This window comes from Rhizobium skierniewicense Ch11 (assembly GCF_023757665.1).
Lineage (GTDB): Bacteria > Pseudomonadota > Alphaproteobacteria > Rhizobiales > Rhizobiaceae > Agrobacterium > Agrobacterium skierniewicense.
In genome coordinates, this window is record NZ_RXPG01000004.1 from 14,497 (window position 1) to 35,617 (window position 21,121).

The 21,121-nt window shown below is 56.7% G+C and carries 19 protein-coding genes, 4 pseudogenes and 1 other annotated feature; of the genes and pseudogenes, 17 read left to right on the forward strand and 6 right to left on the reverse strand.

Annotated features, from left to right (window positions below):
* Positions 1–345 precede the first annotated feature (345 nt).
* A pseudogene (locus EKM04_RS03270) lies at positions 346–980 on the reverse strand (IS3 family transposase); the annotation flags it as partial.
* Positions 981–1,056: 76 nt separating this feature from the next.
* Here EKM04_RS03270 and EKM04_RS03275 point away from each other — a divergent pair.
* A pseudogene (locus EKM04_RS03275) lies at positions 1,057–1,344 on the forward strand (transposase domain-containing protein); the annotation flags it as partial.
* A 135-nt stretch (positions 1,345–1,479) separates the two neighbouring features.
* Here EKM04_RS03275 and EKM04_RS03280 read toward each other — a convergent pair.
* Positions 1,480–1,848, reverse strand: a pseudogene (locus EKM04_RS03280) (ATP-binding protein); the annotation flags it as partial.
* A gap of 145 nt (positions 1,849–1,993) precedes the next feature.
* Between EKM04_RS03280 and EKM04_RS03285 the strand changes: the two are divergent.
* A pseudogene (locus EKM04_RS03285) lies at positions 1,994–2,175 on the forward strand (IS481 family transposase); the annotation flags it as partial.
* A 56-nt stretch (positions 2,176–2,231) separates the two neighbouring features.
* Here EKM04_RS03285 and EKM04_RS03290 read toward each other — a convergent pair.
* Complete coding sequence (locus EKM04_RS03290; protein ID WP_183897892.1) at positions 2,232–3,635, reverse strand: LLM class flavin-dependent oxidoreductase; 1,404 nt, start codon at positions 3,633–3,635, stop codon at positions 2,232–2,234.
* Positions 3,636–3,830: 195 nt separating this feature from the next.
* Between EKM04_RS03290 and EKM04_RS03295 the strand changes: the two genes are divergently transcribed.
* Together EKM04_RS03295 and EKM04_RS03300 are read left to right on the forward strand one after the other, a co-directional pair.
* A complete protein-coding gene (locus tag EKM04_RS03295) occupies positions 3,831–5,099 on the forward strand; it encodes an SfnB family sulfur acquisition oxidoreductase (RefSeq protein ID WP_183897893.1) in 1,269 nt (422 codons plus the stop codon).
* A gap of 11 nt (positions 5,100–5,110) precedes the next feature.
* Positions 5,111–6,373, forward strand: a complete 1,263-nt coding sequence (locus EKM04_RS03300; RefSeq protein WP_183897894.1) for an SfnB family sulfur acquisition oxidoreductase — start codon at positions 5,111–5,113, stop codon at positions 6,371–6,373.
* Between the two features lie 111 nt (positions 6,374–6,484).
* Here the strand turns inward: EKM04_RS03300 and EKM04_RS03305 are convergent, their stop codons facing one another.
* Together EKM04_RS03305 and EKM04_RS03310 are read right to left on the reverse strand one after the other, a co-directional pair.
* Complete coding sequence (locus tag EKM04_RS03305) at positions 6,485–7,852, reverse strand: LLM class flavin-dependent oxidoreductase (protein ID WP_183897895.1); 1,368 nt, start codon at positions 7,850–7,852, stop codon at positions 6,485–6,487.
* A gap of 219 nt (positions 7,853–8,071) precedes the next feature.
* Positions 8,072–9,220 (reverse strand): ROK family transcriptional regulator, encoded by a 1,149-nt coding sequence (locus EKM04_RS03310; RefSeq protein WP_183897896.1) that lies wholly within the window; start codon positions 9,218–9,220, stop codon positions 8,072–8,074.
* A 144-nt stretch (positions 9,221–9,364) separates the two neighbouring features.
* Here EKM04_RS03310 and EKM04_RS03315 point away from each other — a divergent pair, with 144 nt between their 5' ends.
* The 12 genes from EKM04_RS03315 (at position 9,365) to EKM04_RS03370 (ending at position 19,012) form a co-directional block, all read left to right on the forward strand.
* Positions 9,365–10,594 (forward strand): ABC transporter substrate-binding protein, encoded by a 1,230-nt coding sequence (locus tag EKM04_RS03315; protein ID WP_183897897.1) that lies wholly within the window; start codon positions 9,365–9,367, stop codon positions 10,592–10,594.
* Between the two features lie 82 nt (positions 10,595–10,676).
* On the forward strand, positions 10,677–11,717 hold the full coding sequence (locus tag EKM04_RS03320) for an ABC transporter ATP-binding protein (RefSeq protein WP_183897898.1): 1,041 nt from the start codon (positions 10,677–10,679) through the stop codon (positions 11,715–11,717).
* Positions 11,714–12,574 carry an ABC transporter permease gene (locus EKM04_RS03325; protein ID WP_174156095.1) on the forward strand — a complete coding sequence of 287 codons (861 nt, stop codon included), beginning with the start codon at positions 11,714–11,716 and terminating at the stop codon, positions 12,572–12,574. The genes EKM04_RS03320 and EKM04_RS03325 overlap by 4 nt, the downstream gene beginning before the upstream one ends.
* Positions 12,571–13,434 carry an ABC transporter permease gene (locus EKM04_RS03330; RefSeq protein WP_183897899.1) on the forward strand — a complete coding sequence of 288 codons (864 nt, stop codon included), beginning with the start codon at positions 12,571–12,573 and terminating at the stop codon, positions 13,432–13,434. The genes EKM04_RS03325 and EKM04_RS03330 overlap by 4 nt, the downstream gene beginning before the upstream one ends.
* A gap of 47 nt (positions 13,435–13,481) precedes the next feature.
* The gene (locus EKM04_RS03335; RefSeq protein ID WP_183897900.1) at positions 13,482–14,378 is read left to right on the forward strand and encodes a glycerophosphodiester phosphodiesterase family protein; all 897 of its coding nucleotides are present in this window, start codon (positions 13,482–13,484) and stop codon (positions 14,376–14,378) included.
* On the forward strand, positions 14,366–15,145 hold the full coding sequence (locus EKM04_RS03340) for an inositol monophosphatase family protein (protein WP_183897901.1): 780 nt from the start codon (positions 14,366–14,368) through the stop codon (positions 15,143–15,145). The genes EKM04_RS03335 and EKM04_RS03340 overlap by 13 nt, the downstream gene beginning before the upstream one ends.
* A 308-nt stretch (positions 15,146–15,453) precedes the next feature.
* On the forward strand, positions 15,454–16,062 hold the full coding sequence (locus tag EKM04_RS03345; RefSeq protein ID WP_183897902.1) for a Urease operon accessory protein: 609 nt from the start codon (positions 15,454–15,456) through the stop codon (positions 16,060–16,062).
* An 86-nt stretch (positions 16,063–16,148) separates the two neighbouring features.
* Positions 16,149–17,135, forward strand: coding sequence for an NAD(P)/FAD-dependent oxidoreductase (locus EKM04_RS03350; protein WP_183897903.1), 987 nt, complete (start codon positions 16,149–16,151; stop codon positions 17,133–17,135).
* Positions 17,132–17,572, forward strand: coding sequence for a DUF3429 domain-containing protein (locus tag EKM04_RS03355; protein ID WP_183897904.1), 441 nt, complete (start codon positions 17,132–17,134; stop codon positions 17,570–17,572). The genes EKM04_RS03350 and EKM04_RS03355 overlap by 4 nt, the downstream gene beginning before the upstream one ends.
* A 171-nt stretch (positions 17,573–17,743) precedes the next feature.
* Positions 17,744–17,926: a hypothetical protein gene (locus EKM04_RS03360; RefSeq protein ID WP_234911066.1), complete on the forward strand. Its 183-nt coding sequence runs from the start codon at positions 17,744–17,746 to the stop codon at positions 17,924–17,926.
* Between the two features lie 99 nt (positions 17,927–18,025).
* Positions 18,026–18,182 (forward strand) — a sequence feature (AL1L pseudoknot).
* On the forward strand, positions 18,108–18,470 hold the full coding sequence (locus tag EKM04_RS03365) for an IS3 family transposase (protein WP_234911062.1): 363 nt from the start codon (positions 18,108–18,110) through the stop codon (positions 18,468–18,470). Its footprint overlaps the feature before it by 75 nt.
* Positions 18,359–19,012: an IS3 family transposase gene (locus tag EKM04_RS03370; protein ID WP_234911065.1), complete on the forward strand. Its 654-nt coding sequence runs from the start codon at positions 18,359–18,361 to the stop codon at positions 19,010–19,012. Before EKM04_RS03365 ends, EKM04_RS03370 begins: the two co-directional genes overlap by 112 nt.
* Positions 19,013–19,166: 154 nt before the next feature.
* On the opposite strand, the gene EKM04_RS03375 is transcribed toward EKM04_RS03370, so the two are convergent.
* On the reverse strand, positions 19,167–19,487 hold the full coding sequence (locus EKM04_RS03375; protein WP_412763001.1) for an ArsR/SmtB family transcription factor: 321 nt from the start codon (positions 19,485–19,487) through the stop codon (positions 19,167–19,169).
* A gap of 473 nt (positions 19,488–19,960) precedes the next feature.
* Here EKM04_RS03375 and EKM04_RS03380 point away from each other — a divergent pair, with 473 nt between their 5' ends.
* A complete protein-coding gene (locus EKM04_RS03380) occupies positions 19,961–20,920 on the forward strand; it encodes a helix-turn-helix domain-containing protein (protein WP_183897905.1) in 960 nt (319 codons plus the stop codon).
* The last annotated feature ends 201 nt before the right edge of the window (positions 20,921–21,121 follow it).

Here is a 21,121-nt window from a genome sequence, read left to right on the forward strand (position 1 = left end):
GTTTTCACCTATCAACTGACTCATTCCATTCCGTCGATTTTTGAAGGTCCCAATTAATCAGGAACCCGGGGCCGGTAGTTACGGTAATTACCACCCTGGCCACATTCTGCCGCGTTCCCTAGACGTTTCGTTTCAAGACCAGCTGCGAGCTGCTCTTACGGCACATCAATCATGACATCTGAGCGCGCGATGGACGACCAGTATTGTTGAGCAAGGGTGTCGAACAGCCCACATTTTGTATCGACCTCGGCCACGATCTGTATCGCACGACTGCAACCGCATACGTAAGCACCTCGGTTGAATGACTGAACCGCGCCGGGTTTGCCGGAGGCCATTTCGTTTAAGTTATGCGGCCATGGCTGGTGCGTCCAGCATGGTGTAATATCGTTCTTCGGCTTCGGCTGGCGGTATGTTGCCGATAGGCTCCAGAAGGCGACGATTGTTGAACCCGTCTACCCATTCCAGCGTAGCGAACTCCACGGCTTCGACGTTTCGCCACGGTCCTCGCCGATGGATGACCGCTGCCTTGTCGAGACCGTTGATCGTTTCTGTGAGAGCAGTGTCATAGCTGTCGCCAACACTTCCGATGGAGGGCTCGATACCCGCCTCCGCCAGTCGCTCGGAATAGCGAATGGAGACGTATTGCACACCCCTATCCGAATGGTGGATGAGCCCACCGCGATGGACGGGTCGCCGATCATGAAGTGCTGGTCCAAGGCATCGATGACAAAGGCCACGTAAACGAAGCCTTGCCAAGTCGCCACGTAGGTGAAATCGGATAACCACAGCATGTTCGGCGCGGGAGCAAAGAACTGCCGGTTCACGCGGTCGAGTGGGCATGGGGCGGCCTTGTCGCTGATCGTCGTTCTGATCGGCTTGCCACGGATGATGCCCTGCAAGCCCATTGCCCTCATAAGCCGAGCGACAGTGCAGCGGGAGATGTCGAAGCCCTCCCGCTGCAATTCCCGCCAGACGGGCCTGTCACAAATTTTTGTAGTTGACGTGCTGTTGACCACAACGGTGGAAATTTCGCTCCCCATGTAGCGGAGCGTAGCCATGATTCTGAATGCCATTGCCGAGAAGTTGAAGCGCCAGTCGAAGGGTGATTTCAAGGGGCGACATTTCAAGGCGTGGCTGATCGTGCAGGCGGTGACCTGGTATCTGCGTTACCCGCTCAGCTATAGAGATCTCGAGGAGATGTTCCGCGAGTGCGGCTTCGAGGTCGACCACAGTACCATCAATAGGTGGGTCCTCGCCTATTCGCCTGTCATCGAAAAGCGGCTGCGCCGGTTTCGCCGACCGCATTGTGGCTTAGTGAGGATTGACGAGACCTACGTCAAGATTGTCAATCGGCATGGAATGTTGACCCCGTATCGGCGTCCAATTTTCACCCCCTGTAGGCGATCAGGGCTTGGCCTGCCCGGCGCTGGCCGGGGTTGCAGAGGGTAGGCCAAGTGCGGGTGATGGGTATCTTCGGCTTTAGCTTTGAGAACGGTTTTTGAAGCGCCAGGATTCATTTCCAGTCTCGACGATTTCGCAATGGTGGGTCAGGCGGTCGAGGAGTGACCTCATCATTTTGGCATCACCGAATACCGATGGCCATTCACCGAAGACCAGGTTCGTCGTGACGATGATTGAGGTGCGCTCATAAAGCCTGCTGATCAGGTGGAATAGAAGCTGACCACCAGCCTGCGCAAACGGCAGATAGCCGAGCTCATCGAGAATGATGAAGTCGAGGCGTGTGAGATAGTCCGCCGTTCTGCCCTGCTTGCCACTGCGTGTCTCCGTTTCCAGGCGGTTGACCAGGTCAACGACATTGTAGAAGCGCCCACGCGTGCTGTTACGGATGCCCATGACCTCATCATAAGCGCTACGCATTCCATAGAGCTTCAGCGTGCTCATCAGTTCGAGAACCTGTGTACGTTCCATCAACTTGCCTCACCTCGAGCCTGTCGTAACGGGCGCAGTCGGCGACCGGCTCATGGGCAAGCCGAACCGCACCATCAAGGAGGCAACCGTCAACGCTATCATTGAGACAGCCATGCCCAACTGACGGCGCATCTCTACGACTTCGTCGATACCTACAATTACGGCTTCCGGCTGAAAATGCTCAGGTGCCTCACGCCCTACGAATACATCCGCGAAATTTGGACAACAGAGCCAGAACGGTATTGACGCAACCCGCTCCATCAAATGCCGGGACCAAATACCTAAGGGTCGGGCTTTGCTGCTCAGGCGACGGCCTCTTTGGGCATGCTTGCTTCGCGTTTGACTGCTTCGATGTCCCGGTACCGGTGCGCCGGGTGGTTTGCCGGCAAATAGTCACCATCACCAAACAGCTTTTCCCGCAGCGTTCCGGGCTTGTAAGCGGTGGGATAAACGCCACGCTTTTGGAGTTCGGGGACAATATATCCAACGACATCCTCGAAACTATCGGGTGTTACGGCGTAAGCCAGGTTGAAGCCATCGACATCGGTATCATCGGCCCATTCCTGAAGAATATCGGCTATGCGCGATGGTGAGCCGACAAAGACCGGGCCAAGTCCGCCGATGCCTCCGAATTTTGCGAGTTCATCGATAGTCCAGCATTTGTCGCCACCCGCGACATGCTCGACAAAGGAATGAATGGCGTTGGTTTCGATCTTCTTGACCGTATCTGTTGGTGCATATTGTCCAAAGTCGATGCCGCTCCAGCCAGACATGAAGACCAGCGAGCCATCATAGGATACGAACTTCTGATACTCCTCGAATTTTTTCTGGGCCTTTTCGTCAGTCTCATCGGTGATGATGGTGACGAGCGTGTAGATATAGACCTTCCTCGGCTCACGCCCGGCGTCCGCCACGCGCTTTCGCATGTCCGCGACATGGGCCTTTAGGACTGACTTGGTTGGTGCCGCGACGAAGATGCACTCGGCCTGTTTCGCTGCAAAGTCCTTGCCCGGCCCTGACGCGCCCGCCTGATAGAGAACCGGCGTGCGTTGCGGTGATGGCTCACTCAGGTGATAGCCGGGAACATCGAAATATCTGCCCTTGTGGCCGATCTCGTGGACTTTCGACGGATCGGTGAAGATACGCTTCTCGCGATCACGTAAAACGGCACCCTCTTCCCAACTGCCCTCGAAGAGTTTGTAGAGAACCTCGACATATTCTGCGGCAACCTCGTACCGGTTGTCATGACGGCGCAGGCCCGCTTCCCCAATGTTTTTGGCCCCACTTTCGAGGTAGGACGTGACGATATTCCAACCAATGCGGCCTTTCGTGTGGTGGTCGGCCGTAGAGAGCCTGCGCGCAAAGGTGTAGGGATGTTCGAACGATGTGGATGCGGTAATACCGATACCCAGATGCTCAGTCGCAAGTGCAATGGGCGCTGCCAGTTGCAGGGGATCGTTGACGGGGATCTGCGCTGCTTGATGAATGGCATGGTAGTTGGAGCCCTTGTAGACATCGTAATAGCCGATCACGTCAGCGATGAAGATGCCATCGAAGATGCCGCGTTCCAGCGTACGTGCAAGGTCCTGCCAATAGTCCAGATCCTTGTATGTCCATGATTTATCGCGCGGATGCGCCCACAGACCGGGGGATTGGTGACCAACGCAGTTCATATCGAACGCATTGAAACGGATGGGTTTGCTCATCATAGACTCCACAATTTCGTCCCGCGACGATACGGGCGGGCGGCGATGAAGAGAAAGAGCGTCCATACCTTGTATCGACACAGTGGAAGAAAAAGCTTCCACATATTATTCTATAAAAGACATAGAATAACTTTTAAGAAGTTGCACCTGTGCGATGCTCTCCACGCCGATTTAACCCGACTGTGAGGCTTCTGCATGGGCACGATTTCCGAGACCAAAATCGATTACACGATCCACCCGCGCGTTAATTCCGCAGACCCGGTAGCGCCGAGACCGCGCCCTTCTGTTCCAGCCCATATTATCACCTTAGACGCCGAGGCCATCGAGATTGCGGAGCGTCTTGCCGAAAAATTCAAGATTGGCGCTGCTCTGCGCGACCGGGAAGGGCTTTTGCCCGTGACCGAACTGGATGATTATTCGCAAAGCGGTCTGTGGAGCATGAATGTGCCAAGGGCCTATGGTGGGCCGGAGGTCTCATACGCCACGCTTGCCAGGGTTATCGCCACCATAGCGGCGGCCGACCCGGCCATTGCCCAGACGACCCAAAACCATCTCGCCATCATCGCAACGGTCGATCTGGATGGGACAGAAGAGCAGAAAAAGCTGTTCTTCGGGTGGGCGCTTCAGGGCCTTCGTTACGGCAACGCCTTTTCCGAACTTAAGAGCAAGACGGTGGCCGATTTCGAAACCAAGGTGGTTCACGATGGCGACGACGTCATCGTCAACGGTGAGAAATTTTATACCACGGGAGCCCTGTTGGCCCATATCGTTCCCATCGTCGGCGTTGATGAGGCCGGCCAAGGCTATCTCGTCTTCGCCGACCGGGATGCACCGGGCCTGACCGTCACCAACAACTGGTCGAGCTTTGGCCAGCGCACCACGGCGTCGGGATCGGTGAAGATCGAGAATGTGCGCGTGCCGAAGGCGCGGGCGTTGAAGGTGACGTCCTTCGATCACCCAACGGTTGGTGGTCCCGTCTCCCAGATCATTCAATCGGCCATTGATGCCGGCATTGCGCGTGGCACGATCGAGGATACGATTACTTTCATCAACACCTACAGCCGCCCGTGGATTGACAGCGGCAAAGAGACCGCTGGCGAAGACCTGTTCACGATTGCAGCGATCGGCGACCTGAAGATCAAACTCCATGCGGCAGAAGCACTGCTGGAGATCGCCGGCCGCAGTATCGATAGTGCCAGGGCCAGTTCCACGTTGGAAACCGTCTCGGAAGCGACGATCAAGACAGGAGAATCCAAGGTTCTGACCACGGAAATCGCGATCCTTGCTGCAAACAAGCTGTTCGAACTGGCGGGAACACGTTCGACGCTTGCGGAGCATGGGCTGGACCGACACTGGCGCAATGCCCGCGTTCACACGCTGCATGATCCTGTCCGGTGGAAATATTACCATGTCGGCAATTATTACCTGAATGGTGCGCACCCGCCACGCCATGCCTGGAACTGAGGTCCGATGAGATGACGACAACGGACAGAACGCGACATCTGCAGGCAGCACGAACGACTGGCATGCCTGCACCGCATGTCCCGCCGCGCCAAAAGCTTGCGCATGTCATCAAGAGCGATGACGAGGCTATCGCCATCGCCAAGGAGCTTGCCCGCGAATTTGCCGTGGGTGCAGCGGAGCGCGACCGGGATCGGCGTTTGCCGCTGGCGCAGATCGAGCGCTTCTCACAAAGCGGCCTCTGGGCGATTTCCGTGCCGAAGCAATATGGCGGCGCGGAGGTCTCGGCGGTAACGCTTGCAGAGGTGACCGCCACCATATCAGCTGCCGATGGCAGCATCGGGCAGATACCGCAGAACCATTTCTATATGGTGGAAGCGTTGCGGCTTGCGGGCAGCGAAGAGCAGAAGAAGCATTATTTCCAGCGCGTTCTGGATGGTGACCGGCTGGGCAATGCTTTCACCGAGATCGGAACGAAGACGCCGGTCGATTACAAAACGCATTTCGCAGAACGGAACGGAAAGCTGTTGCTCAACGGGCAGAAGTTTTATTCCACCGGCTCGCTGTTTGCTCACATCATCGTGGCTGTTGCCAAAGGGCCGGACGAGCGCGTGAACATCGTTTTCATCGACCGATCGACGGCGGGCCTAAACCTCATCGACGACTGGACGTCGTTTGGCCAGCGCACCACCGGCAGCGGCACCGTGACCTTTGACGATGTGGGGATCACACCCTTTCAGGTGGTGGACCAGCAGGGTGTGTTTGAACGGCCCACCACAATGGGTCCGTTTGCGCAGATCATCCACGCCGCCGTTCAGGTGGGCATCGCCCGTGGCGCGCTGGCCGAAACAGTTTCTTACGTCCGCGCCCATGCCCGACCGTTCTTTGAACTGGACATAGAACATGGTTATGAGGACCCGCACACCATTCATTACGTAGGCGATGTCACGATCCGGGTTCATGCGGCCGACGCGCTGCTGGCAAGAGCGGGGCGCATTCTCGATGAGGCGACCGCTTCACCCAATGAGAAAACCGTTGCGGCCGCCTCCATCGCGGTGGCAGAGGTCAAGGCGCTGGGAACGGAGGTTGCACAGCTGGCCTCCACCAAACTCATCGAACTCGGCGGCGCACGCTCGACGCTGGAAAGCTATGGCCTGGATCGCTTCTGGCGCAATGCCCGGACCCATTCGCTGCACGATCCGGTCCGCTGGAAATACCACCATATCGGCAATTTTTATCTCAACGGCATCCTACCGCCACGCCACGGCGCCATCTGATCTGCGTCCCCTCAGCGCCTAGAAGGGAACATCCTCCTACTGCCTGTCCCATGAACAAGTGGTCTGAACCCTGCCCACACATGCCCGGATGAACCCTCGGGCATCGTAAGTTCAATCACCGGGAAAACGCCAGTTCGCAGCAACATGCGGGCGCGTCAGGCGGTCACCGTTGCCAAACAAGCTGCTGCGTAAAGTGTCCCCCTGATACACGGTCTTATAGCGACCGCGTGATTGAAGCTCGGGAATGACGAGATCGACAAACTCCTCATAGCACTCGGGCACGACAGTCCGCGTCAGATTGAATCCGTCAATTTCCCCTTCATCGATCCACGCTTCCAACTCATCCGCAATCGCGGACGCCGTACCGACCAATGTCGGGTAGCGCCCGCCGAGAGCGAGGCTTGTGAGAAGATCACGCTTCGTCCAGCCGCGCTCCCGTGCCGTCTGAACGCCGGATTGAATGGCGTTGCCTTTTCCGCTGTCTTTGATGATCGGATCATCAAGAGCAAGGCTCTCGAGATCGATGCCGGAGCCTGCGGAAAAATGCGCCAGTCCAGCTTCCGGGCTGGCGTAGCGGCAATAGTCGGCATATTTTTCCTGAGCGTCCATCTCCGTCAGACCGGGAATGACGTTGATCGCGACGAAAATCTTGATGTCGTCTGGCTGCCGCCCTGCTTTGATGGCTTCGGCGCGCAGCAGCCGTGACGCCCTTTGGGCAGCCTTCCGGTCTGTCGCCGAAATGAAGATGCATTCGGCGTGACGCGCGGCGAATGCGCGCCCTTTTTCGGAACTGCCCGCCTGAAACAGCACCGGCGTGCGCTGCGGCGAGGGTTCGCTCAAATGATATCCCTGCGACTGGTAGAATGTGCCCTGGTGGTCGATGGTCCGGACGCGAGCGGGATCGGCATAGATGCGACCTTGCTTGTCGGCGCGTACGGCATCGTCCGCCCAACTGCCTTCCCAGAGCCTGTAGAGCAATTCCAGCGCCTCATCCGCCTGATCGTAACGGTCGTCATGGCCTGTCATGGCGCTCTGGCCGATGGCACGCGCTGCGCTGTCGAGATATCCGGTCACGATATTCCAACCCATGCGACCGCCGGTAAGATGGTCAAGCGTCGACATGCGGCGGGCGAAGAGATAAGGCGGCTCGGCATTGGCGTTCACCGTGACGCCGAAACCCAGATGCCTGGTCGTGGCTGCCATGGCAGAGACCAGCATCATCGGATCATTGACGGGCAGTTGTACCGATTCCCGCAGCGGCACATCGACGGAGCCGCCATAGACATCGTAGACGCCGAGAATATCCGCGAGAAAAATGGCATCGAACAGACCGCGCTCGAGCGTTTGCGCAAGATTTGTCCAGTAGCCGATCGTGTTGTAGTCCGAAGAGCGATCCTGGGGGTGGGTCCAAAGGCCATGGTTGATGTGGCCAATGCAATTCATGCTGAAGGCATTCAGGCGAATTTCCTTTTTGGGCATTCCATCTTCCGCCGTTTTCTATGAGGTCGAGGCCAGCATTGTAGTCAGTTGAGAAGATCAGGCCAGCGGCATCCACGAAAATACTGCCTGGCTGGATCATTTGGAACGTCCGAGGCCTGCGGTCAGTCTCAAGTTGGACGTGATGGTCGCAGAGCACCCATTGTCAACGGGATGATAGCGTTCGGAGATAGTCAGCTGCGTCAGTTCACCAGGCGGCGCTCAAACGAACCAACGAAATCTGAGTGGCAGTAAGGCAGAACCGATGGCCGAGGCATCTCCCTTCGTTTCGCTTAAGACAAGTTTTGCCTCCTTCGGTCCAACCCCGTATCGATGGTCTCGCTGCGAGGGCAGGCGCGCACGGTCGATCATCATCCTGCCAAGCGCTGGCGGAAGTTGACCACCGAAAACGATCGCCTGCGGATCAAGGATGGCAATGAGGCCAGCCACCAAACGATCCACTTGTGGCATGGTATCGTCTAGCCATTCTTCAACACCCGGCCATGCCGGGTCGAACCGGTGGTACAATGTTTCAATCGAGTGAATATCGACGCCATTTTTTTGCAGTGTGGCGATCAGATATTGCAAAGCGGGGCGCTTTGGGCCTTCAGCGGCATTGTATATTCCGCTGAGCTCGCCAGCATTGCCGTGAAAGCCATGAAAGGGTTGGCCGCCAAGGATCAACCCGCCGCCGAAACCGTAGTTGAAGGACAGATAGGCAAAGGTCTGGCACCATGACCCTACGCCGCAAAGGCTTTCGCCGATCGCTCCCGTGGTGGCATTGTTTTCAAGCCAGACAGGCAGGCGAAATCGTTCTTCGAGGATCGGTCTCAGATCCATCAACGACCAGTCTCTCAAAGGCTCGGGCGCATTGAAAGCGCGGTCTTCCGAGACGAAAAATCCCGACATGGAAAAACCAAGACCGAGCAGCTTTTCACGCGCGATACCATACCGCTCGAGCAGGCGTTCGAGAGCAAGAGACAGTGCGACAAGGGTGTTTTCCCGATCGCTTGGAAGCATTTTGAGTTTTTCTTCGACAACGATGCTGCACTGGAAATCGGCAATGCAGATCATCACGGAATCGGTGTTGATGGAAATACCGAGAGAATAGGATGCCTCCGGCACCAGTTCGATGGTGGGGCTTGGCTGGCCGCGCGCGCCTTTCAGCGCCGCGCCGGCGCGCAGAAGCCCACGCTCCAACAAACCCTCGATCAGGCGATGCACGGATTGCTGCGTAAGGTTCGTGTGGCCTGTAATCTGAGCTCTTGCGATGGATCCGTGGCGGCGGACGATATCCAGAATGAGGCGATCATTCGCGCTGGCAAGCGGCTGGCGGTCGAATATCTGTCGCGGCGTGTGATCGATGGTCATGTCTTTGGATAACGACTGTAGCAGGTCGCGGCAACACGGCCATTGGCCTGCAAAAGTGTTTTTTGTCGGATTGTCACAAATATTACACTCAAAGTGTATTAATAGAAAGTCAGTTGTTAAACCCGCCCTTAGGAGCCGCCATCAATGAGCCTCAGATTCCTCACGATCGCAACGGTGTCGTTGGCGACGATCGCGGCGCCGTGTCTTGCTGCTGACAGCAATATGAAGAACCTCGATTTTGATCTGTCGAAGGTCACGCGCGAAAATTTCTACGACATCGTCGTTCCCGCTGCCAAAGCTGAGGGTGGGGTGACGATGTATAATTTCGCAGGCAGTTTCGGAGACACCTGGAAGGAATTGATCACGCGTTTCGAAGCAAAATACGGCATCAAGGTCACATACAGCGATGTAAAGGGCGATCAGGCCAACCAGCAGCTGATCGCCGTGCAGACAGCGGGGCAGGACGCGCCTGTTGACGCCTATTTTGCCGGTGGTGGCAGCTACCCTCTTTTGTCCTCCAAGGGCGTCGTCGGCAATATTCCGTTGACGAAGATTTTGCCCAATATGGACACTTATAATCCTGAGTTCGCCGAGACCGTATTCGGCAGACCACACGGTGGCAGTTTCCCCTTGGTGCATCTCAACCAAACGGCAATCGGATATGATTCCGCCTTCGTGAGCGCTCAAGACGTTCCGAAAAGCTTCGAGGACTTGTTGGCGTGGGCGGAGAAGAACCCCAAGCGTCTGGGTGTCACGCTTCCGGCCAAGGGCGGTTCGGGCAGCGGCTTCATATATTCGGTGGCGCTCAATTATCTGACGGGCGACTGCCGCAAGCAACTGACGGACTATGATCAGACGCCGCAGCAGGCCGAAGACTGGGCCATGGAGTCCCATTGCCTCGATCCCGTTTGGGACTACTACCGCCGCCTGTTGGCTGTGGCGGAACTGACCAATGGCAACGCCGATACGCTCAATCTGATCAACAACCAGCAGCTCTACATGGGTACCGTCTGGGAGGATCAGGTCATGAGCTTCCTTGGTACCAAGCAATTGCCCGACAGTTTCCGGGTCACGATTCTGGAAAAGGGTCAGGTCGGCTCTGGTGACGCCATGTTCGTGCCCGCCAATGCCAAGCATGTCGCATCGGCCCTGCTTCTGATCGATATGGCGATGAGCAAGGACTTCCAGCTCTGGAAGCTGGAAAACAAGGCCTCGCGTTCGCCGCGCGTCGATGTCACCAACGATCTCATGCCAAAATCAGCGCAGGACCACGTCTTGCCGCAGAGCGTCTATCCGCGCCTGTCGGTACCAGCGTTCTGGGATATGTCGACGGCGCTTGGCGAAGCACTCGATGAGAAAGTCCTCAATCAGTAACACCACCGGATCGCCCTCGTGTGAGGAAGTGCAAAGCGCCTCACAGGTCGTACGCTCGGTCAAAACCAGGACGGACGCTCACATGAGTGAACTTGAAATCAGCAATATCAGCAAGACCTACGGACCGAGCCATGCGCTTCATCCCGTTTCCATATCCGTTGAGCAGGGCGAGTTCGTCACTATTCTCGGGCCATCGGGTTGTGGCAAATCAACGCTTCTCCGCATTCTGACGGGCATCAGCCAGCCATCCGGCGGTGAAATTCGGCTCGGTGGAAAGCGCATTGATCAGGCGCCACCGGAAGGGCGCGATATCGCCATGGTGTTTCAGTCCTATGCGCTCTTTCCGCACATGTCGGTCGCCAAAAATCTCGGCTTCGGGCTGAAGATGAAAAAAATTGCCAAGGACGAACGGACGCGTCGCATCGCCCATGCGCTGGAAATTTGCAATCTCGCCGGGCTGATGGATCGCATGCCGCGGCAATTGTCCGGCGGCCAGCAGCAGCGTGTGGCTTTGGCACGCGCCATCGTCATGCAGCCAAGCCTGCTTCTGTTCGATGAGCCTTTGTCCAACCTCGACGCCAAGCTTCGCGACACGCTGCGCCATGAACTGACCGAGCTTCACCGCCGTATCGGCGCCACCAGCCTCTATGTCACGCATGATCAGGCCGAGGCGATGGCCATGTCGGACCGGATCGTGGTCATGAATGCAGGCCGCGTCATTGAGATCGGCACTCCGTTGGAACTCTATCGCGCGCCCAAGCACGCCTTTACTGCCGGTTTTCTCGGCCAGACCAACCTGTTGCCGGTATCCGCCCAAGGGATGCAGGCGCAATTGCCATGGGGACAATCCGTGGTGCTGGACGCTGCGGCTAACGGTAACGTCCAGATTTCGGTCCGCCCGGAGAATATTCACATTCGCGCTGATGAGACGGGTGCCGGCACGGTGTCAGCGGTTTCCTTCATGGGTGCCAATGCGCTCTATACTGTCGAGATCGGCGGTCATCAGATCAGGGTCAGCCAGTCCGGCGCAGACGCTCTGATCAATGCCGGACGAAGGGTCGCCCTGCAATTTCCCGGTTCTGTGCTGTGTCTCGACGAAACGATGGCGGTGGAGGCGGCATGATAAGCGGCATCCTTCGCAACAGGCGCGCGCAGCTTTTTCTCCTTCTTGCCCCGGGGATTGGCTACCTCCTGATGTTCTTCGGCGGGCCGCTGGTGTCTGCGCTGATCGGCAGCGTCAGACAGGAGGATGGCAGCTTCACGCTGATGTTCTACGAGCGAATTTTCACGCGTCCCTCGATGATCCGTGGCCTGACGACGTCGATCTATTACGGCGTGATGCCAGTGATCGTATCGCTTGTCGTGTCGGTTCCGCTGGCGCTTCTGATCAGGAAGAACTTTCCAGGTCGCAAGCTTTTCAGCGGTCTCTACAAGCTACCAATGGCTGTGCCGGGTATCATCGTTGGCCTGATGGTGATTGTCGTTTTCGAACGAGGCGGTTTTCTAGACCGGCTGGTTGCACCGCTTGGGCTCCAATTGCCCCATCTGGTGCGTGACGACTGGGGCATCGGCGTTATTCTGGCCAGTGTCTGGAAGCAGGTCCCGTTCATGACGCTGATCATCACCAGCGCCTTCGCCGCCATACCTGAGGATATACGCTACGCCTCGCGCACGCTGGGGGCTTCACGGCTGAAGACCTTTGTCTTCGTGGACGTTCCACTTGCCATGCCGGGCATCACTGCGGCTATCCTCCTCACCTTCATCGGTTCCATGGGCTCCTACGCCATTCCCGATATCGTTGGCCCGCCAACGGCCCGGCCACTCTCTGTTCTCATGGTTCAGGACTTCAATCAGGGGCACTTCAATCAGGTCTATGCCATAGGCATGGTGCTGAGCCTTTTCGCGATTGGTGTGCTGCTTTTCTATTACTCCCTGACATCCCGCATCGGTCCCGGCCAAAACCGAGGAGACGCCGCATGAGCGCCATCGTCATCGAACCCGGCGTGACGCCGCGACGCCGCTTCTTTACGCCGGAGGACCGGGTTTTCGTCGCCATTGGTCTCTACGGCGCGTTGGCGCTCGCCATCGCAGTGCCGCTGGTGCTGATGTTTTTATGGAGCATTGCCGATGGCTGGTCGCCGCCGCTCATCATACCCAGGGATTACACGACGGCGCGCTGGGCAAGTCTTCTTAACGACGCAGGCCTTCTCGGTGCGACGATCAACAGCATCGTGATTGCCGTTGTCGTGACGTTCCTCACGGCCGTCATCGCGTTGCCCACGGCATGGGCCATGGCTCGTTTTCCCTTCCGGCTGAAACGGCTGGTCGAAATCTTCATACTGGCACCGATCATCATTCCGGGACTGGTCGTCGCCGTGGGCATCGGTCAGGTATTTCTTCATTTTGGTCTTGCCTATTCGGTCACGGGGGTCATTCTCGTACAGATCGTTGGCACTCTGCCGCTGATGATCCGGCTGATGACGGCGACGCTCGAAACCATTCCCGACGATCTCATCCACGCCGCACGCTCGCTGGGTGCCGGAACTGTCGGCATCGTTCTCCACATCATCCTGCCGCTTGCCGTTCCCGGTCTTCTGGCGGGCGGACTGATGTCCTTCATCGGTAGTTTCGAAGAATTCGACAAGTCCTTCATCGTCGGCGCACCTGTTGTGCAGACCCTGCCGATCAAGCTTTACATGTATCTCGATCCCTATTCGATGCAGCTTCCGCTTGCGTCCATCGTCTCCTTCATCCTGCTTCTTCCAGCACTTGTCGTCTTCATCATCGCCGGTCGCATTCTACGCGACGATCTGATGGCGGCCGGCATGGGAAAAATCTGATCCGGGCGATCACATCTCATCAAAAGTAAAATCCGAAAGCGAAAACCATGAATCAGGCCCTCACTGCCTCCTCAAACGCCAACTTCTCCTGCAACGTCCTCTCCCTTTGCTCGCGCGAAAATCCCGCAATCCTAACGATCGCTCACCGCGGTTTCTGGACCACCACGGCCGAAAACTCACTCGCGTCCGTTCGCGCGGCCATCGCGGCCGGTGTGGAGATGATCGAGATCGACACGCAAACCACCGCGGACGGTCGGCTTGTCGTCATTCACGACACCACCATCGACCGCACGACGACGGGCAAAGGAACCGTAAGCGCGTTGCCCTTCGAGATGGTTCGTGCCGCGAGGCTGAAGTCCGGCGCGGGTGGCGAGAGCGCCAACGTGACTGAAGAATGCGTTCCAACGCTGGAAGAACTGCTCGAGGAGGCACGGGGTCGCATCACCGTCAATATCGATACCAAGTTTGTCCGTGATCTGCCGCAGGTGATGGAGACGGTATTGCGTCTGGCCATCGAAGAGCAGGTGCTGGTCAAGACGGATATCGACCCTGACGCCGCCCATTTCGCGGTGCTGGACACAGACTGGTTCGGAAAGATCCCGCATATGCCGATGTTCCCGGTGAGAAAGGGTCGATTTGCCGAGGATCTACGCCGGATCGAAGCCCTGCGCGCGCCCATCATCGAAGTGAAATTTTCCGATCTTGATGATCTCAAGGAAGGCCGCGCCGAGTTGGAGCGCCAGAATATTCGTCTCTGGATCAACACGCTCGATGTTTCGCACTCCCTCGATTTTAACGACACGCACGCGCTGGCCGATCCCGAGGCGGTCTGGGGCGTGCTTGCGCGGGCCGGTGTCGGTGCCATCCAGACGGATGAAGTCCAGGCCTTCAAGGACTGGCTGAAAGCAGATACTAGCGAGGCGGCTCCATCATGGACACGATAAACCACCGCCTTGAGCAAGCTGTCAGTATCGTCGAGGAAGCGGTGGCGCTTGCGATGCGCTTCTTCGAGGCGCGTGACGCCATCGGCGCACGGGCCAAGGGTTTTCAGGATTTCGTCTCTGAAGCGGATACCGCCGTCGAGAGGCTGGTGCGGGACAGGTTGGCAGTGGCATTTCCAGGGCAAACCGTGTTGGGCGAGGAAATGGGCGGCATCGCCGATGACGCCTACTGGATCATCGATCCGATCGACGGGACAACAAATTTTCTACGGGGGTCACCGTTCTGGGGCATATCGCTCGGCTTCGTTCGCAACGGTCGACCGGAACTGGGTGTGGTCGCGGTTCCGGTTTTAGGTGATATCTACGCAGCAGCGGAGGGCACCGGCTTGCTGTTGAACGGCCAAAAATGCCCGCGTAGTATATCGTTTGAGGATGTACGCGTGATGTCGCTCGGCGATAGTGCATCCGCCGATGCCCAGGAGATCGCGTCTCTCAATGTCGGTCTGAGGCACGCGGGCTGGGTTGTCGAATCGATCCGCTCCACATCCCTTGGCCTGGCATTCGCGGCCCGCGGTATATTCGACGGTCATCTCCAGAAACTCACGACCATGTGGGACATCGCCGGTGGCGCGGTCCTGGCGCGAGAAGCGGGGCTTGATGTGCGCATTGGAAAACGTGGTGACAGCGATATCCCTTGGGTGGCCGCCGCAACGCCAACTCTCATGGCCGCGACTGAAGACCTGTGGCCGGATATCAGGAGGGTACTCTGAGGCCACTGAGCGTCGGAGTAAATGAATCACGGAGGGTCTTCGACCCCAATCGTTTCGGGCCAGGAATGTGCAGTGTTTGAGGCGGCGCTTCCAAGGTAGATGCACCATCAAGACGATCAGCTGGAAATGCCGTGCCCGTTCGGAAGCTTCCGTCCCCCCCCCCCACGACCTCACCCTTTTTGCCATGGTCTGCAAATCCCTAAAAGGTGGGATGTTCCATCCTTCCGATGCTGTTGCATCTGAGGAGGATCGCATGTGATCCGTTCGTTTCATCACCTCGTAATATGGGGAATTGATAGGATATCGTCGTGCCACGTAATATTGCAATTGTAGGAAACGGTGCATTCGCTCCATCCGACGCGAGCCGGATTGATAACTGTGATGTTGTCATCCGGTTCAACGACTGCAGGTCGGTTGGGGAGGGCGGATCGCGAACCGATGTGGTCGCAGTTTGCAACACCGGACGTCCCGCATCCGCCATGATCAGACAGCGCTCCTGGCGCGAAACGGCGGCAATTGCCCATGCAAACGCCATTTGGTGCGTGCGGGACGGCGGGAAATTCGCCGAATTGAAGCCCGGGCTTGTTGCTCAACAGTCTGGGCTGGACGACTTTTGTGACGACTATACGGACGAGTTTGCCCACTTTGCCACAGAGACTGCCAAGGTGTTCACGGTGATACCGCGCAGATACCATGATCGGGTCGATCTGGAGCTGAAGACGCGGGTTACGAGCAACTACGTTGTCCCGAGCTCGGGAATGATCGCGGTTTCCTACGTCATTGGTGAGGTCGCCGTCAAGGACGACACAGTGCTCCTGGCTGGTTTTGGTCACCAAGGTTGGAGCGGCCATTCTTTCAGGGCTGAGCGTGATCTCATAGAACAGTATATCGCCAATGGACTACTCCGCAGAATATAGGCCGCCTTTCCCACGCCGCTCACAAAGCCAAACCCTTTGTGAATGATGCGCTTTCAAATCACGAGACGTCCGAACTGGAGGATAGAATGGTGATACGCCAACGAATAGGGATCATCGGCGCTGGGATAGCGGGAATAACCCTGGCGAGATCGCTCTCCAGGATCGCTGATGTCAGCATTTTCGAAAAGAGTAAAGGTGTCGGAGGCCGAGTGGCCACGCGACGGTCAGAGGATGCCGCCTTTGACCATGGCGCACAATACTTCACCATCCGAGACGATCACTTCCGCAACGCGCTTGAGGCCGCCTGTCTGGCGGGATCCGTGCGGACGTGGAACGGAGATTTGGTATACTTGGGCACGCACCGTGATCCGACACAAAGCGGGTCAAAAACGCCGAGATATGTCGGCTGCCCCTCGATGAATGCGTTACCGAAAGCTATGTCCGAAGGTCTGAATGTCCTGCTGAACGTCCAGGTCTCGGCCATCACCGGAGAACCCGGCCAGTGGTACCTCCAGATAGGGGACGAGCGAGAAGGGCCGTTTGACTGGTTGATTTCGACGGCTCCCGCGCCACAATCGGCAGCGCTGCTTCCGTCCCGGTTCGAGCACCACGATGCGTTGGGCCTCGTCAAGATGAACGCCTGTTTCACGTTGATGGTCAGGCCAAAACACAAACTCCACATTCCCTTCGCGGCAGCCCGTGTGGACGACCCTGTCATCGACTGGATCTGTCGTAACGAGAGCAAACCAGACCGGCCCGAAACGCCCTGTCTGGTGGTAAATTCAAACCCCGTCTGGGCCGACACCAATATCGATCGCCCGCTTGACGTTATCCGAGCCGACATGATTGATGCGATCACGCGTTACATTCCAATCGAATACGAAGCCGCAGTCATTCATCGCTGGCGTTATGCCAATGTCCAACGGCCGGTCGGAAAAGCGTTCCTGCTCGATCGGGCGTCGCAGCTTGCCGCGTGCGGCGATTGGTGCATCGGCGGCCGGGTCGAAGCAGCCTTTCTCAGTGGAGCAGGTCTGGGAGATGCCCTGCAGGGTATCATAGAGGGTGCTCAATGATGACGCCCTCTCGCAAGGTCTCGATCATACTTGCCTATGCCGGTGCACTGCCATTCTGGTTGCTGATGCTCGCTCCGGAAACCGTTGCTGGTTTCGACACGGCGTCGGCATTCGTGTCATACGGTGCGATTATCAGTTCTTTCATGGCTGGGACCCTGTGGGGACGGGCTCAGATAGAACACGGCAATATTCTTTTCATGGGTGTGAGCAATGTCCTGGCATTGATCGCTTTCGTCACCCTCGTGGCGGGTCTATCCCTCGCCGCCCTCTTCGTGCAACTGGCGGTGTTCGGGCTTCTTCTGGTGGCCGATTTCAAGAGCCTTGCCCAACGCAATGAGCACCGTTGGTATCTGGTACTGCGTCTGAGGGTGACTCTCCTTGTCGCCGTGGCCTACTGTGTCATGCTCGTTGATCGCGCACTCACGGCGGGAGTTTGAACCCGACCGGCAGAACCAACACGACACGAGAGAAACGCCTGCGGCAGGAAAGATCATGACTCCAAGCAAAATAGCGACTTCTATCACCCACCGCGATGCAGAACATTTTCAAGCGGTCTAAACCTCGCCGGGTTTGCCGGAGGCTCCAACTTCTGAGAAAGTGGAGCCATCATGGGCAAGACGACAGACAAATTTTCACCTGAAGTCCGCAACCGTGCCATCCGTATGGTGCTGGACCATAAAGCCGAGCATCCATCATGCTGGGCTGCCGTTTCCTCTATTGCTGCCAAGATTGGCTGCTCGCCAGCCCACCCTGCACGAATGGGTCAAGAAGACCGAGGTCGACAGTGGTAAGCGAGCAGGCCTACCGAGTGATGTTGTCGTGAAGATAAAGGCTCTTGAGCGGGAGAACCGCGAGCTTCGGCAGGCCAACGAAATTTTGCGCAAAGCTTCGGCCTATTTCGCGATGGCCCCTATCGGCGAATGCGAGCATTCACCTGTCGGGTAAGAGTATCTCGACCGCCACCTTCAAACGATGATCGCGTTCATTGACGAACACCGTGGGGTGTTCGGGGTTGAGCCGATCTGCAAGCTTTTGCCGATTGCCCCGTCAACCGACTTCGAGAACGTTGCCAAGCGTATGGATGTGGATCGCCTGTCAGTCCGCGCCCGCAGCGATATCGGCCTGAAGATCGAGATGCGCCGGGTGTTTAATGAGAACTTCCAGGTCTATGGTGTCCGTAAGGTCTGGCGGCAATTGCAGCGGGAGGGCTTCGACATCTCCCGCTGCACTGTCGCTCGGCTTATGAGGGCAATGGGCTTGCAGGGCATCATCCGTGGCAAGCCGATCAGAACGACGATCAGCGACAAGGCCGCCCATGCCCACTCGACCGCGTGAACCGGCCGTTCTTTGCTCCCGCGCCGAACATGCTGTGGTTATCCGATTTCACCTACGTGGCGACTTGGCAAGGCTTCGTCTACGTGGCCTTTGTCATCGATGCCTTTGCTCGCCGCATTATCGGTTGGCGGGCGAGCCGGACCGCTCATGCGGGCTTCGTCATCGATGCCTTGGACCAGGCGCTTCATGATCGGCGACCCGTCCATCGCGGTGGGCTCATCCACCATTCCGATAGGGGTGTGCAATACGTCTCCATTCGCTATTCCGAGCGACTGGCGGAGGCGGGTATCGAGCCCTCCGTCGGAAGTGTTGGCGACAGCGATGACACTGCTCTCGCAGAAACGATCAACGGTCTCTACGAGGCAGCGGTCATCCATCGGCGAGGACCGTGGCGAAACGTCGAAGCCGTGGAGTTCGCTACGCTGGAATGCGTAGACGGGTTCAACAATCGTCGCCTTCTGGAGCCTATCGGCAACATACCGCCAGCCGAAGCCGAAGAAGGATATTACATCATGCTGGACGCACCAGCTATGGCCGCATAACTTAAACGAAATGGCCTCCGGCAAACCCGGCGCGGTTCACTCCGAACCATGGAGACCTATAGATTCAGAAGTCATAAAAATACGCAACTGTAATGCTAAGTCTGTGCGAGCCTAGCTGACCCCGCACTAAGCGCTTCCCGAGCTAGAAGAAATCTCACGCAGAATGCGAGAGCTTAGATACCGGTTCGCTGAAAATGTCTTCTAGAGCCGCTAAAATTTGCCGCACAGGTTCGGAGCGACTGAAATAATAAATGGTTTGGGCATCGCGGCGCGTCTGCACGACATTTGCATTGCGCAGTTTGGCGAGGTGTTGAGATAATGCGGACTGACTGAGGCCAACCGTTTCCGCCAAATGACCCACTGGCATTTCTCCCTCGATTAGGATCCGAAGTATTGCGAGCCTCTTTGGGTTCTCGATCGCGGACAAGAGCGTTGCGGCAGAGTTAATTGATTGCTCATCCAGGCGTCTGGTCACTGCGTTGTCTCCAAAGCTAAAATCATTCTAATCGTAGTCAGACAGGACACGGGTCATTCCTGATCTCAACCGGCCAAGACGCACCAAGATGGAAACCAGAAAGTATGTTCTGCTAATTTAGCATAGTCTGTATACACCGATCTTCAACGTGGGCAGCGTCGTTCAATGCCTCCAGGGTGCAGGAATATCTCTAAGGTGCAGATTTATTGCGCAGGCTATCGAGGTCCGCTGGCGTGCCCCACAAAAGTGGTCCTCTACAGCTTCGGCAATGTCTTTGGTGGATTTTGATTTGTGCGTTGGAAAACGGATTAGCGCAACAATTTCATGTGACCTATCGATTGAACAAATGATACGGTGGTAGGGCAACCATGGCCTAACAAACTAGGCTCGTTACTACATATTAGAGAATTCGAGATATTGCTTTTTTGACGTGCATTTCTCGCCGAAGTAACACGTGCTTGGATGTGATAGGAATGTCGAACGGTCCGTACAAGGAACTCAAAGTTTCCTCCAGGGATATCGGAGAGGTTGAGGAGTATCTGAGTGACGCCTATGCGCCGGTCTCTGTAACTCCGCTCGGCTCGCACCACAGGTACGGGGTTAGCGGACACTTGGCCGTTCTAGATCAAGTTTTCTTCGAATGGTCGAAAACGATAGGCAGTTATCGCGTTACACCCATCGAAATGTTCGATTCTGTTCTCTTCAATTTCGTCAGCGAGGGCACGACCGGTTACCACTTCAAGAGCGATAAGCTATCGATTGCGGCCGATCAGGTGATTGGTTACCGACACGCAGATAATGTTGATGTTCTCAACGGGAGTGAACATTCAACGGTTGTCATTTCCGATGATCTTCTTTGTAAGCGGATGTCGATATTGCTTGATAAGCCGGTGGTTCACACGGTTGAATTTAGCAAGGGTGCCTTGGACCAGCGAAATCTTAAAGGACTTCCGGCGCTTGTGGCGCTCTTGAACAATTCACCCTTTCAACAACTCGCGGGATCGCTGAACGCACGCTCTTCAGCTGTTGGACATTTGGTCCTCGATAGTTTCCTTCTAAACTATCCGAACAACTATACTCAGGCGCTGAAGGCGCCTTTGCCCTTGATCGCGCCGAGACAGGTGCGCCGGGCGATCGATTATATCCACGCACATCCAGCGGACAGGAACTCGCCCGAATTTCTAGCTGGCTTGAGCGCTGTTAGTGTCCGCTCGCTGCAATACTCTTTCTTGCTATCTGTCGGACAAACGATCAGCGAGTATCAGCGTGCTCTGCGGCTACAAAAAGCTCGCGACGACCTCGATCAGAAAAGGGATCTCTCCGCGAAGAAAATTGCTGAAAAGTGGGGCTTTACGTCGCAAAGTGCCTTCACGCAAAGTTTCAAAAAGGCGTTCGGAGTCACTCCGTCTCAAGTCCGCAAGGACACCTTGTAGGTCACCGAAGTGTTTCATGCTTGCCTTCGATACTACATTGCCGGAGATTAGTCTTGATCTAATAGGGATGCTGCGACGTACCAGTCGAACCTTAACCGCCAACATCACAGGATCGTTTCCCAGGTGACGTTGCCCCCAAGTTTTATCCAGTTTTGAGTTCGCTCCAGCGGTTTTGGGTTGCTGTATTCGGGGCGGTAGCGG